The organism is Pseudomaricurvus sp., assembly GCF_965662505.1.
Taxonomy (GTDB): Bacteria; Pseudomonadota; Gammaproteobacteria; order Pseudomonadales; family Cellvibrionaceae; genus Pseudomaricurvus.
In genome coordinates, this window is record NZ_CBFIHX010000091.1 from 1 (window position 1) to 14,259 (window position 14,259).

11 protein-coding genes and 1 tRNA gene are annotated in these 14,259 nt (G+C 51.3%); all 12 read right to left on the minus strand.

All coding sequences use genetic code 11. The features are described 5' to 3' along the window. The coding region (locus ACTG33_RS12415; protein WP_439135550.1) for a GTP-binding protein at window positions 1–227 on the minus strand (227 nt) is incomplete at its 3' end. Between the two features lie 135 nt (window positions 228–362). After that, window positions 363–833 (minus strand): 30S ribosomal protein S7, encoded by a 471-nt coding sequence (gene rpsG, locus ACTG33_RS12420; RefSeq protein WP_439135541.1) that lies wholly within the window; start codon window positions 831–833, stop codon window positions 363–365. 169 nt (window positions 834–1,002) lie between these two features. Beyond that, a complete protein-coding gene (gene rpsL / locus ACTG33_RS12425; RefSeq protein ID WP_167186863.1) occupies window positions 1,003–1,374 on the minus strand; it encodes a 30S ribosomal protein S12 in 372 nt (123 codons plus the stop codon). A gap of 279 nt (window positions 1,375–1,653) precedes the next feature. Continuing rightward, window positions 1,654–5,880 (minus strand): DNA-directed RNA polymerase subunit beta', encoded by a 4,227-nt coding sequence (gene rpoC / locus ACTG33_RS12430; RefSeq protein WP_439135542.1) that lies wholly within the window; start codon window positions 5,878–5,880, stop codon window positions 1,654–1,656. A gap of 156 nt (window positions 5,881–6,036) precedes the next feature. After that, the gene (gene rpoB / locus ACTG33_RS12435) at window positions 6,037–10,122 is read right to left on the minus strand and encodes a DNA-directed RNA polymerase subunit beta (protein ID WP_439135543.1); all 4,086 of its coding nucleotides are present in this window, start codon (window positions 10,120–10,122) and stop codon (window positions 6,037–6,039) included. A 329-nt stretch (window positions 10,123–10,451) separates the two neighbouring features. Further along, window positions 10,452–10,823 (minus strand): 50S ribosomal protein L7/L12, encoded by a 372-nt coding sequence (gene rplL / locus ACTG33_RS12440; protein WP_439135544.1) that lies wholly within the window; start codon window positions 10,821–10,823, stop codon window positions 10,452–10,454. A gap of 96 nt (window positions 10,824–10,919) precedes the next feature. Continuing rightward, window positions 10,920–11,417, minus strand: coding sequence for a 50S ribosomal protein L10 (rplJ, locus tag ACTG33_RS12445; protein ID WP_439135545.1), 498 nt, complete (start codon window positions 11,415–11,417; stop codon window positions 10,920–10,922). Between the two features lie 373 nt (window positions 11,418–11,790). After that, the gene (rplA, locus tag ACTG33_RS12450; RefSeq protein WP_439135546.1) at window positions 11,791–12,486 is read right to left on the minus strand and encodes a 50S ribosomal protein L1; all 696 of its coding nucleotides are present in this window, start codon (window positions 12,484–12,486) and stop codon (window positions 11,791–11,793) included. Further along, a complete protein-coding gene (gene rplK / locus ACTG33_RS12455; protein ID WP_439135547.1) occupies window positions 12,486–12,920 on the minus strand; it encodes a 50S ribosomal protein L11 in 435 nt (144 codons plus the stop codon). Before rplK ends, rplA begins: the two co-directional genes overlap by 1 nt. A gap of 179 nt (window positions 12,921–13,099) precedes the next feature. Further along, window positions 13,100–13,633: a transcription termination/antitermination protein NusG gene (nusG, locus tag ACTG33_RS12460; protein WP_439135548.1), complete on the minus strand. Its 534-nt coding sequence runs from the start codon at window positions 13,631–13,633 to the stop codon at window positions 13,100–13,102. 9 nt (window positions 13,634–13,642) lie between these two features. Continuing rightward, on the minus strand, window positions 13,643–14,011 hold the full coding sequence (secE, locus tag ACTG33_RS12465; protein ID WP_439135549.1) for a preprotein translocase subunit SecE: 369 nt from the start codon (window positions 14,009–14,011) through the stop codon (window positions 13,643–13,645). A gap of 41 nt (window positions 14,012–14,052) precedes the next feature. After that, window positions 14,053–14,128: transfer RNA gene (locus ACTG33_RS12470), tRNA-Trp, on the minus strand. Window positions 14,129–14,259: the final 131 nt, after the last annotated feature.

Consider the following 14,259-nt stretch of genomic DNA (forward strand, 5'->3'; position numbering starts at 1 on the left):
TGCATGCCCATCCAGAAACAGGTGGTCGCAGCAGAGGTGATGGTAATTCCACGCTCCTGCTCCTGCTCCATCCAGTCCATGGTAGCAGCACCGTCGTGAACCTCACCAATCTTGTGAGATAAACCGGTGTAAAAAAGCACACGCTCAGTCGTCGTGGTTTTTCCAGCATCTACGTGCGCACAGATACCAATGTTGCGGTAACGTGCGATGGGGGTAGTTCGTGCCACAGAAACAATCTCCAATAATCGTTTCATTCAAACGCCAAAAGGCAGCGATAGTAGCTGCCTTTTATTGCGCCTTTATTGCGTTTGGGCCTTTCGGCCCAGCTTTTCAGCCACGCTACACACTGACTAAGACTAAACTTAGAAGCGGTAGTGAGAGAACGCTTTGTTGGCTTCAGCCATGCGGTGAACGTCTTCACGCTTCTTGACTGCACCACCTTTGCTTTGGGATGCGTCCATCAGCTCGCCCGCCAGACGTTGAGCCATAGACTTCTCACCGCGCTTGCGGGAGAACTCTACCAGCCAACGCATAGCCAGCGCTTGACGACGTGCAGGGCGAACTTCAACCGGCACTTGGTAGGTTGCACCACCAACACGGCGAGATTTAACCTCAACCATTGGTGCAATTTTTTCCAGAGCATCATCAAATACTTCGATGGAGTCCTGGCTGGTTTTTTCAGCAACGATATCCAGAGCACCGTAAACGATACGCTCTGCAACGGCTTTTTTACCGCTGACCATTACCATGTTCATAAATTTCGCTAAGGTGACATTACCGTACTTAGGATCTGGTAATACGTCACGTTTAGCGACAACGCGTCTTCTTGGCATTTTACTTCGCCTTCTCTTCAGGGTTTGTCTAAGACAACGCTCTCACAACTTATGTCACGTTCACAATGCCGTCTGCTTGCGCCGACCTTACTGCTTCTGTTGATTTAACTATGAGCGCGCTTAGCCTTACTCGGTTCAACCGAAAACGTTAATACAGGTTCACAGCGTCTTATTTAGGACGCTTGGCACCGTACTTGGAACGACCTTGTCGACGGTCGCTCACGCCAGAGGTATCGAGGCTACCGCGAACAGTGTGATAACGAACACCTGGCAGATCTTTAACACGACCGCCACGAATCAGTACCACGCTGTGTTCTTGCAAGTTGTGACCTTCACCACCGATGTAAGAAGTCACTTCAAAGCCACTGGTCAGGCGCACACGGCAAACCTTACGCAGAGCTGAGTTTGGCTTCTTAGGAGTAGTGGTGTAAACGCGGGTGCAAACACCACGACGCTGAGGACAAGCTTGCAGAGCAGGAACGTCGCTCTTCTGAACTTTACGTTTTCTAGGCTTACGAACCAATTGGTTAATCGTTGCCATGAAAAATAACTCCAAAAACATTAATGCCTTAAAAAAACTAAGGCCAGTTAAAAATGATAAATGCGTCAATCACTCAACACATCCACCCCAATTTCTAGGGGTCGCGCATTGTACGGAACTTACAAAACTACGTCAACCGGCTAAAAACACACCAGTGATCGATTACACCCCAGAACAAAAAAGCCCCCGAAGAACGAGGGCTTTCGAAGCCGGTAGCTAACCACAAGCGAATGGCAACTGCTTGTCGCTAACTACCTGATTCAACAGGCATTTCTGCCATTAGCTAGCACTGGACTTGAGAGCCTCGGTCAACGCAGCTTCTACTTCCGCTGCCGTTGGCCCATCTGACTCAACCGCCATCTCGGCATCGCGCTGACGGCGACGTTCGGTGTGGTAAGCCAGACCCGTACCGGCCGGGATCAGACGACCCACAACCACGTTCTCTTTCAGACCGCGCAGGTGATCCATCTTGCCGGTTACAGCCGCCTCGGTCAAAACTCGCGTGGTCTCCTGGAAGGAGGCCGCGGAGATGAACGATTCGGTTGCCAGAGACGCTTTGGTAATACCCAGCAGCTGACGATCATAAGTGGCTGGCTGATGGTCATCAGCACGCAACTTCTCGTTCTCTTCCAGCACACGGTTGTATTCCGCTTGCTCGCCTTTAACGAAGGAGGAGTCACCCATGGAGGCAATTTCCACCTTACGCAGCATCTGGCGAATGATCACCTCGATGTGCTTATCGTTAATTTTCACACCCTGCAGACGGTAAACGTCCTGAATTTCGTTAGTGATGTAGCGAGCCAGAGCCTCAACACCCTGCAAGCGCAGAATATCGTGCGGATTGCTTGGGCCATCAGAAACAACTTCACCCTTCTCTACCTTCTCACCTTCGAACACGGTCATCACGCGATGCTTCGGAATCAGCACTTCGTAGTGAGTCGAGCCGTCTGGCAGTGGCTGGCCATCGTTAGGTGTAATCACCAGACGACGCTTGCCTTTGGTTTCTTTACCGAAGGAGATAGTGCCTGAAATTTCCGCCAAAATGGACGGCTCTTTCGGCTTACGAGCTTCAAACAAGTCAGCAACCCGCGGCAGACCACCGGTAATATCCCGGGTCTTCGAACTCTCTTGCGGGATACGCGCAATAATGTCACCGACGTTGATCTGATCACCGTTGGAGATGCTCAGAATCGCTTTCGAAGGCAGCATGTAGTGCGCAGGCACGTTGGTGTTGGCCAGGCTCAATTCAGCGCCGTTCTCATCAACCAGAGTTACTGCAGGCTTCAGATCTTTACCAGCCGCTGGACGCTCGGTTGAATCCAGAACTTCGATGGAGCTCAAACCAGTCAGGTCGTCCGTTTGACGGCGGATAGACAGACCGTCTTCCATACCGGCAAATACCACCTTACCCGCAACTTCCGTCACGATTGGGTGTGTGTGCGGATCCCACTTGGCGATGAACTGACCACCTTCAACTTGCTCACCGTCTTTCACGGTAATCTCAGCACCGTAAGGCACCTTGTAACGCTCACGCTCACGACCGTTGGCATCAGCTACCGCCAACTCACCGGAACGGGATACCGCCACCAGGTTACCGGCAACGTTCTCAACGACTTTCACGTTGATCAGACGAACAACACCGTCCTGCTTAATCTGTACGCTGTCGACCGCAGAGGCACGAGAAGCCGCACCACCGATGTGGAACGTACGCATGGTCAGCTGGGTACCCGGCTCACCAATCGACTGAGCTGCGATAACACCGACCGCTTCACCCGGGTTAGCACGGTGACCGCGAGCCAGGTCACGACCGTAACACTGAGCACAGATACCATGACGGGTTTCACAGCTAATCGCTGAACGCACCATCACCTCATCGATACTCATCTCTTCGATGCGCTCAACCCACTTCTCATCGATCATGGTGCCCGCAGGAACCAAGATCTCGTCGCTGTCAGAGCGAACCACATCGCGAGCCACAACACGACCCAGGATACGATCACCCAGAGATTCGATGATGTCACCACCCTCGATCACAGGTGCCATGGTCAGACCATTGTCAGTACCACAGTCGGTTTCCGTCACAACAACGTCCTGCGCCACATCCACCAGACGACGAGTCAGGTAACCGGAGTTAGCAGTTTTCAGTGCGGTATCGGCCAAACCTTTACGAGCACCGTGCGTTGAAATGAAGTACTGACCAACGTTCAGACCTTCACGGAAGTTCGCCGTAATTGGCGTTTCGATGATGGAGCCGTCCGGCTTCGCCATCAGACCACGCATACCGGCCAACTGACGAATCTGAGCGGGGGAACCACGAGCACCGGAATCCGCATACATAAACACAGAGTTGAAAGAGTCCTGCTCTTCCTCTTCACCGTCGCGGTTGGTGACAAATTCCTTACTGATACCTTCCATCATGGACTTGGCAACCAAGTCATTGGCACGGGACCAGATATCGATCACCTTGTTGTACTTCTCACCGGCAGTTACCAGACCTGAAGCGTATTGAGCTTCGATCTCTTTCACTTCCTGGTCAGCCGCAGCCACCAGAGTGTGTTTGGCTTCCGGAATTTCAAAGTCGTTCACACCAATAGAGGAACCGGATCTGGTGGAGTACTCATAACCCATGTACATCAGCTGATCAGCGAAGATAACCGTCGCTTTCAGACCAACGATACGGTAGCAGTAGTTAATCACACCGGAGATGGCTTTCTTCACCATTGGGCGGTTAACCTGCTCGAACGGCATACCTTTAGGCACAATTTCCCACAACAGAACACGACCTACAGTCGTATCTTTGATGGAAGTGCTGGTTTCCAGCTCGCCATCTTCACGGGTAATGGTTTCGGTAATACGAACCTTGATGCGAGCCTGCAGCCCCACTTTCTTGGAGTGATAAGCACGAGACACTTCTTGAGTATCGGCAAATACCATCCCTTCGCCCGGCGCGTTGATACGCTCACGGGACATCCAGTACAAGCCCAAAACAACGTCCTGAGAAGGCACGATGATTGGTTCACCGGAAGCCGGTGACAGGATGTTGTTGGTAGACATCATCAGAGCACGAGCTTCAAGCTGAGCTTCCAGAGTCAGCGGTACGTGTACCGCCATTTGGTCACCATCGAAGTCAGCGTTATAGGCGGCACACACTAGTGGGTGCAACTGAATCGCTTTACCTTCAATTAGAACCGGCTCAAACGCCTGGATACCCAAACGGTGAAGTGTCGGTGCGCGGTTAAGCATAACCGGATGCTCACGAATCACTTCGTCGAGAATATCCCAAACGACAGCCTCTTCGCGCTCGACCATTTTCTTGGCGGCTTTAATAGTTGTCGCAAGACCACGCAGCTCCAGCTTGCTGAAGATGAAGGGCTTAAACAGTTCCAGAGCCATTTTCTTCGGCAGACCACACTGATGCAGACGCAGAGTCGGGCCCACAACAATTACGGAACGGCCGGAGTAGTCAACACGTTTACCCAGCAGGTTCTGACGGAAACGACCCTGCTTACCTTTGATCATGTCGGCCAAAGATTTCAGCGGGCGCTTGTTGGAACCGGTGATGGCACGACCACGACGACCGTTATCCAGCAGCGCATCCACGGACTCTTGCAGCATACGCTTTTCGTTGCGCACGATGATGTCCGGAGCATTCAGATCCAGCAGTCGTTTCAGACGGTTGTTACGGTTGATCACGCGACGGTACAGGTCGTTCAAATCGGAAGTCGCGAAACGACCACCGTCCAGCGGTACCAGAGGACGCAGATCAGGCGGCAGAACCGGCAATACTTCCATCACCATCCACTCAGGCTTGTTGCCAGAGTTAAAGAAAGCTTCCAGCAATTTCAGACGCTTGGACAGTTTCTTGATTTTGGTTTCGGAATTGGTATTCGGAATCTCTTCACGCAGCTGCTGAATTTCCGCTTCCAGGTCGATGTCACCCATCAACTCCTGGATCGCTTCAGCACCCATCTTGGCTTCGAATTCGTCGCCGAACTCTTCCATAGATTCAAAGTACTGCTCATCAGTCAGCAACTGACCTTTTTCCAACGTGGTCATTCCGGGATCGGTGACTACGTAGGATTCAAAATACAGCACGCGCTCGATGTTACGCAGAGTCATATCCAGCAACAGACCCATGCGGCTTGGCAGGGACTTCAGGAACCAGATGTGAGCCGTCGGACACGCCAACTCAATGTGCCCCATGCGCTCACGACGAACTTTGGACAAGGTGACTTCAACGCCACACTTCTCGCAAATGATGCCGCGGTGCTTCATGCGCTTGTATTTACCACACAAGCACTCGTAATCTTTGACTGGGCCAAAAATCTTGGCACAGAACAGACCTTCACGCTCAGGCTTGAAGGTACGATAGTTAATGGTTTCCGGCTTCTTCACTTCACCGAAAGACCACGAACGAATCATTTCTGGCGACGCCAGTGCAATACGGATCGCATCAAACTCTTCAGTTTGACCTTGGGACTTCAGCAGATTAAGTAAGTCTTTCAAGGGACTGTCTCCAGTTGTCTCGAAAATGAGCCCCACCCAGGGGTAAAGCTCTTGTTATCTACAGTTCCTGTATTGGGTGTCATCATCTGACACAAACACCCCAGGAGTTTCCGGCACCGGTGGGAGCAAGCTCCCACCAATCACTGACAAGGCAAATTAGCTGTTGTCAGTTTCCAGCTCGATATTGATACCGAGGGAGCGAATCTCTTTAACGAGTACGTTAAAGGACTCTGGCATGCCAGGCTCCATGCGGTGATCGCCGTCCACGATGTTTTTATACATCTTGGTACGACCCGCCACGTCATCGGACTTCACAGTCAGCATTTCCTGCAAGGTGTAAGCAGCACCGTATGCTTCCAGTGCCCACACTTCCATCTCACCAAAGCGCTGACCACCGAATTGCGCTTTACCACCCAACGGTTGCTGGGTAACCAGGCTGTACGAACCGGTAGAACGGGCGTGCATCTTGTCATCAACCAAGTGGTTCAGTTTCAGCATGTACATGTAACCGACCGTAGTCGGACGCTGGAACTCATCACCAGTACGGCCGTCGTACAACTGCACCTGACCGGTATCGGAGAGATCTGCCAAACGTAGCAGAGCTTTGATTTCGCGCTCTTTCGCGCCATCAAATACTGCTGTCGCCATCGGCACACCGCCACACAAGTTCTCGGCCATCTCCATGATTTCAGTATCGGAGAAAGAGTTCAGATCTTCTTTGTTCGCAGCTTCGCCGGTAGTGTTGTACACCTCTTCCAGGAAACCTCGAACCTCTGAAACCGCTTTCTGCTCGCGAATCATGTTGTCGATCTTAACGCCCAGACCTTTCGCAGCCATACCCAAGTGCATTTCCAGCACCTGACCCACGTTCATACGCGACGGTACGCCCAGCGGGTTCAGAACGATATCGACAGGCTCACCGTTGGCATCGTGCGGCATATCTTCAACCGGCATAATGACCGAGATAACACCTTTGTTACCGTGACGACCAGCCATCTTGTCACCGGGCTGAATGCGACGCTTAATTGCCAGGTAAACCTTAACAATCTTCAGTACGCCTGGTGCCAGATCATCGCCAGTTTCCAGCTTGCGTTTCTTATCTTCAAAACGCTCATCCAGAATCTTGCGACGCTCAACCAACTGCTCTTCAGCGCGATCCAGTTGCTCGTTCAGAACATCGTCTGCCATTCGAATCTTGAACCACTGCTCGTTTTCCAGTGAGTCCAGAATCTCGTCGGTTACGACTTCGCCCTTCTTAACGCCTTTGCCGCTGGAAGCTTTTTGGCCAACCAGGGCATTGCGCAGACGCTCAAAGGTGGCGGCTTCAACAATGCGGTACTCTTCGTTCAGATCCTTACGGATACCGTCCAACTGAGACTTTTCGATCTCAACTGAACGCTGATCTTTCTCCAGACCGTCGCGGGTAAAGACCTGTACGTCAATGACAGTACCTTTGGTGCTGGTCGGCACACGCAGAGAAGTGTCTTTAACGTCGGAGGCTTTCTCACCGAAAATTGCACGCAGCAGTTTTTCTTCAGGAGTCAGCTGGGTTTCACCTTTCGGAGTAACCTTACCCACCAGAATGTCACCCGGGCCAACTTCAGCACCGATGTAAACAATACCGGATTCATCCAGTTTGGACAGAGCGCCTTCACCAACATTCGGAATGTCTGCGGAGATCTCTTCACTGCCCAGCTTGGTATCACGAGCAATACAGGTGAGTTCCTGAATGTGAATCGTGGTGAAGCGGTCTTCTTGTACAACACGCTCGGAAACCAGAATGGAATCCTCAAAGTTGTAACCATTCCAGGGCATAAATGCGATACGCATATTCTGACCCAGAGCCAACTCACCCAGATCCACAGAAGGACCGTCGGCCAAAATATCGCCGCGAGTCACTGTGTCGCCGGTTTTCACAATCGGACGCTGGTTGATACAGGTGTTCTGGTTAGAGCGGGTGTATTTGGTCAGGTTGTAGATATCCACACCTGCATCACCGGACTCGGTCTCTTCGTTGTGGGCTTTAACCACAATACGAGCCGCATCAACACGCTCAATCACACCACCACGCTTGGCAACCACACACACACCGGAGTCGGAAGCAACATTGCGCTCCATACCAGTACCCACCAGAGGCTTCTGAGCCCTCAGGGTCGGAACCGCCTGACGCTGCATGTTCGAACCCATCAGGGCCCGGTTCGCATCATCGTGCTCCAGGAATGGAATCAGGGATGCTGCAACGGATACCACCTGACGCGGTGATACATCCATATACTCGACTTCGTCAGCGGTCTTCAGGGTAAATTCACCCATGTGACGCACAGATACGAGATCTTCAGTCAGCTTGTTGTTCTCATCCAGCGGTGAAGATGCCTGGGCGATAATGTAGCCGGCCTCGTTAATGGCTGACAGGTATTCAATCTCGTCAGTGGCCACACCGTTGTTTACTTTACGGTAAGGCGCTTCCAGAAAACCGTAGCTATTGGTGCGCGAATAAGTAGCCAGAGAGTTAATCAGACCAATGTTCGGACCTTCAGGCGTTTCAATAGGACATACACGACCGTAGTGAGTCGGGTGTACGTCACGCACTTCAAAACCAGCGCGCTCACGGGTCAGACCGCCAGGCCCCAAAGCAGACACACGACGCTTGTGAGTCACTTCAGACAACGGGTTGTTCTGATCCATAAACTGGGACAACTGGGAAGAACCAAAGAATTCTTTCACAGCCGCCGCAACAGGCTTGGCATTGATCAGATCCTGAGGCATCAGACCTTCGGATTCTGCCATGGAGAGACGCTCTTTAACCGCGCGCTCAACACGAACCAGACCAACACGGAACTGGTTTTCGGCCATCTCGCCCACGGAGCGAACACGACGGTTACCCAAGTGATCGATATCATCCACAACACCTTTACCGTTACGGATATCCACCAGAGTCTTCAGTACATCGACGATATCGTCGTTGGACAGAGTGCCTTCACCGGTATCTTCTTCACGCGCCAGACGACGGTTGAACTTCATCCGGCCAACGCTGGACAGGTCGTAGCGCTCCTGAGCAAAGAACAGGTTCTGGAACAGAGCTTCGGCAGACTCTTTAGTCGGCGGCTCGCCAGGACGCATCATGCGGTAAATTTCAACCAGCGCTTCCAACTCGCTGCGAGTAGGGTCTACGCGCAGGGTGTCAGAAATAAACGGACCGCAATCCAGTTCGTTGGTGTAAAGAGTTTCGAGAGTTTCCAGGCCCATTTCTTCAACTTTGGCCAGAACCTCTTCGGTAATTTCAGTGTTACATTCAAACAGCAGCTCACCGGTTTCGGTGTCAGCCAGATCACGCGCCAGCGCACGACCCAACAGGTACTCGCGCGGCACGTCCATTTCGGTAATGCCGGCTTTTTCCAACTGTTTAATGTGACGAGCCGTAATACGACGGCCCTCTTCCACGATCACCTTGCCTTTTTCATCTTTAATGTCGAAAGTGGCAACATCACCGCGCAGACGCGCAGGAACCAGTTCAAACTTGTATTCACCATCGGTGATGAAGAACTTACTGGTGTCGTAGAACATTTCCAGCATCTGCTCAGAGGTGTAACCCAGAGCACGAAGCAAAATAGACGCTGGCAATTTGCGGCGACGATCGATACGAACGTACACCAGATCCTTCGGATCGAATTCAAAATCCAACCATGAACCACGGTAAGGAATCACTCGCGCAGAGTAGAGCAACTTACCTGAGGAATGGGTTTTACCTTTATCGTGATCAAAGAAAACACCAGGTGAACGGTGCAGCTGGGAAACGATCACTCGCTCGGTACCGTTAATCACGAAGGTACCGTTGTCTGTCATAAGCGGAATTTCGCCCATGTAGACTTCTTGTTCTTTGATATCTTTAATGGTTTTGTTCGATGATTCTTTATCGTAGATAATCAAACGAACTTTCACGCGCAGAGGCACAGCAAAGGTGATGCCGCGTGATTGACATTCAGTCACATCGAATGCCGGCTTGCCCAGTACGTAGCTTACGTACTCCAGAGCAGCACTTCCCGAGTAGCTTACGATCGGGAACACAGATTTAAATGCAGCGTGCAGACCAACGTCCAAACGCGCCTCAGGAGACAAGTCTGCCTGAGTAAACTTCCGGTATGAATCCAACTGTATCGCCAGGAGGAACGGGACATCCATGACGTGCGGCAGTTTGCCGAATTCCTTGCGGATACGTTTTTTCTCAGTATATGAGTAAGCCATCAGTATTCCCCAGCTTGTTCACGGATAAGGCTTCATCTCGCCACAGCGATACGACCTGATTCAGTCTCTAACTCTCGCGTGGTATTCTCGTCGCAGAGAAGTATTCCCGGACCGACCTGTTATCACGATAGCCCTCACGGCCCAAACAACAGTCGACAATCCCACTCTCTACTATGACCCTTTGAGTCCCAAGGCTGCATAAACATCAGCTTTAGAGAATCACCGTCAGTCACGAACGGCAAAAAGGCCGGCGGACAATTGTCCACCAGCCCCAGGTCAGGCAGCCTTTTTAAGCCGACTACCGAACCTATCCTTCGCTAACAACTGAATTACTTCAGCTCTACAGTAGCGCCGGCTTCTTCCAGCTGCTTCTGCGCATCTTCGGCAGCGTCTTTAGCAGCGCCTTCCAAGATAGTAGCAGGTGCAGATTCAACCATAGCTTTGGCTTCTTTCAGGCCCAAACCGGTGATTGCACGAACAGCTTTAATTGCGTTAACTTTCTTATCGCCAGCACCGGTCAGTACTACGTCAAAGTCAGTCTTCTCTTCAGCAGCAGCACCAGCGTCACCACCAGCAACAGCAACAGCAGCGGCAGCTGCAGTTACGCCGAATTTCTCTTCCATTGCTTCGATCAGTTCAACAACGTCCTTTACAGACATTTCAGCAACGGCATTGATGATATCGTCTTTAGTCAGAGACATGAGTCTATTCCTACATTTAGTTGAGCATTTTCGGCCCTAAAAGCCTGCCCAGAAAATAATTTACAAAAGCCTGGTATCGATCCCCTAAGGGAGCAATTAAGCGGCTTCTTGCTCTTCTTTTTGGTCGCGAATGGCTGCAATAGTGCGAACCAGTTTGCCAGCGGCTGCTTCTTTCATCACGCTCATCAGTTTTGCGATTGCTTCGTCGTACGTTGGCAGGGTAGCCAGCATATTGACATCAACCACAGCACCTTCGAAGGCGGCTGATTTCAGCTCCAACTTGTCGTTACCCTTGGCGAAATCCTTGAAAATACGCGCACCAGCGCCAGGATGTTCGTTAGAGAATGCGATCAAAGTTGGTCCGACAAAAGTGTCAGTCAGACACTCATAATCAGTACCTTCTACTGCGCGACGCGCCAGAGTGTTACGAACGACTTTTACCCAAACGCCGTTCTCACGAGCCTCTTTACGCAGGGCCGTCATGTCGGTTACAGATACACCACGTGCATCGGCAACAACAGCAGACAGAGCGCCCTTAGCAGCTTCCTGGACTTCAGCGACAATCGCTTTTTTGTCTTCGAGTCCTAATGCCACAAGATTTCTCCTGGATTTGATTAGCTCAACTTAATCCTGCAATACAGAACAAGGAGCGCCAATCGTTGCTTCTATCCCGACCTTTAAACTTCAAAGCCGGAACGTTTTCGGTGATCAAATCCAGCGAAGCCTGATACCTTCAACCCCTGACGTACACGCCAGACTTAAAAACATCAAACTCCTGTAAACTGAATTGGGTCTCACCGTCTGCGCAGGACATTAAGAGTTCAGAATATTGGCAATCTGATTTCTAACAACCGGATTACCGCAACACTGATCCCACCTGCGGTCTTTGACGGCCTGGCCAATTTCGCATAACTTTTTCAAGTCACCTGAAATCTAACCAGACCCCAAAGTACGTTAATCAGCGCTCTTAGACATCCAGAGACGACTGATCCAATACAACACCTGGCCCCATAGTGGTGCTCAAGGAAATTTTCTTCAGGAAAACCCCTTTAGCAGAAGCAGGTTTTGCTTTTTTCAAATCGGACAGCAGAGCTTCCAGGTTTTCTTTCAGCAGCTTTGCATCGAAAGTTAACTTGCCGATAGCTCCGTGAACAATGCCGCCTTTGTCTGCACGATAACGAACCTGACCAGCTTTTGCGTTTTTAACCGCAGTCGCTACGTCTGGAGTTACAGTACCAGTCTTAGGGTTAGGCATCAGACCGCGTGGACCAAGAATCTGACCCAACTGACCTACAACACGCATCGCCGCAGGATCAGCGATCACTACGTCAAAATCCATGTTGCCAGCTTTTACGTCAGCCGCCAGTTCGTCCATACCAACGATGTCTGCACCGGCTTCTTTAGCCGCATCAGCGTTGGCGCCCTGAGTAAATACCGCAACGCGAACGTCTTTACCAGAACCATTAGGCAGTGTGGTTGCACCGCGAACAGCCTGATCGGATTTACGGGGATCGATACCCAGATTAACAGCAACATCTACGGTCTCGCCGAATTTAACGGCAGACACTTCTTTCAGCAGTGCTACGGCTTCTTCGATACCGTACTGCTTGGTTACATCCAATTTTTCGCGGATAGCGCGTTGACGCTTAGTTAACTTAGCCATTAAACCACACCCTCCGTTTCCAGACCCATAGCGCGAGCAGAGCCTGCAATAGTACGTACAGCAGCATCCATATCAGCAGCGGTCAGATCCGGCTGCTTGGCGGTTGCAATCTCTTCCAGCTGAGCGCGAGTGACCTTGCCAACTTTCTGAGTGTTAGGACGACCGGAGCCACTCTTGATACCAGCAGCTTTTTTCAGCAGGAAAGAAGCCGGTGGAGTCTTCATGGTGAAGGTAAAGCTGCGATCGCTGTATACGCTGATCACAACGGGAACCGGAGAACCGCTATCCAGGCCTTGAGTCTGGGCGTTAAACGCTTTACAGAACTCCATGATGTTCACACCGTGCTGACCCAGTGCAGGGCCTACCGGGGGACTTGGGTTGGCCTGACCAGCAGGCACTTGCAGCTTAATATAAGCTTCAACTTTCTTAGCCATAGTTAATTACTCCCAAAGTTGGGTGTTAGCGCCTCGAGCTGTCTGTGGCTCAGACAACCGTCTCAGGCTCCCCTATCTCTGAAACCGCCACAACGAAAACGTCATATTGAATTTTCAGAGACGCGAAAGCCCTCCTCTACCAACGGCAGAAGAGGGCCAAAATTTCCTTTTGAATCAGATCAGGCCTTTTCGACCTGACCAAACTCCAACTCGACCGGAGTCGAACGTCCGAAGATCAGCACAGCAACATGCAGGCGGCTCTTCTCGTAATTCACTTCTTCAACGACACCATTAAAGTCATTGAAAGGCCCGTCAATAACGCGAACCATTTCGCCCGGCTCAAACATGGTCTTGGGCTTGGGCTTGTCTACTGAGTCATCAACACGACGCAAGATGGCGTCAGCCTCTTTCTCAGTAATCGGTGCAGGCTTATCCGCCTTACCACCAATGAACCCCATAACACGCGGAGTCTCTTTAACCAGGTGCCAGCTGTCATCTGTCAGCTCCATTTGCACCAACACGTAACCCGGAAAGAACTTGCGTTCCGACTTACGCTTTTGCCCACCGCGCATTTCAACAACTTCTTCGGTAGGCACCAGAATGTCGCCAAACTGGTCTTGCATTCCGGTCAACTCAACACGCTCTTTCAGAGCTGCTGCGACCTTCTTTTCGTAGCCGGAATAGGCATGAACAACATACCAACGTTTAGCCATGTGCCACCTCTAACCAATAATGAGAGATGCCAGCCAGCCCAGAAAGGTGTCCAGCAACCAGAGAACAATCGACATCACGATTACGACGGCAACCACAATCAAGGTGGTCTGGTTCACTTCCTGACGACTCGGCCACACTACGCGACGAAATTCCGCCTGCGCCTCGCGCAACAAACCCCAAAAAGCATTGCCTTTGGCTGTATTTACAGCAACAAAAACCGCCATCGCACCACCAGCCACCAGAGCCAGCACGCGATATAGAACTGATACATCAGAGTAGTAGGAGTTGCCGACCACGCCCGCAGCAACCAGCAGAACCACCAACAGCCACTTCAGACCATCAAGGCGATATTCCTTGGCTTCAACATTTGCGCTCATAGATTGCAGCAACCTTATTTCACTCTGATCTATTTAAAATATGGCAGGCCAGGAGGGACTCGAACCCCCAACACCCGGTTTTGGAGACCGGTGCTCTACCAATTGAACTACTGGCCTAGAAAACAAAAGCCGACATTAAGGTCAATAACACTCTGACCTTAATACTCGGCCTTCAGGTCACCGATTACTCGATGATTTTAGCTACAACACCAGCACCAACGGTACGGCCACCTTCGCGAATCGCGAAG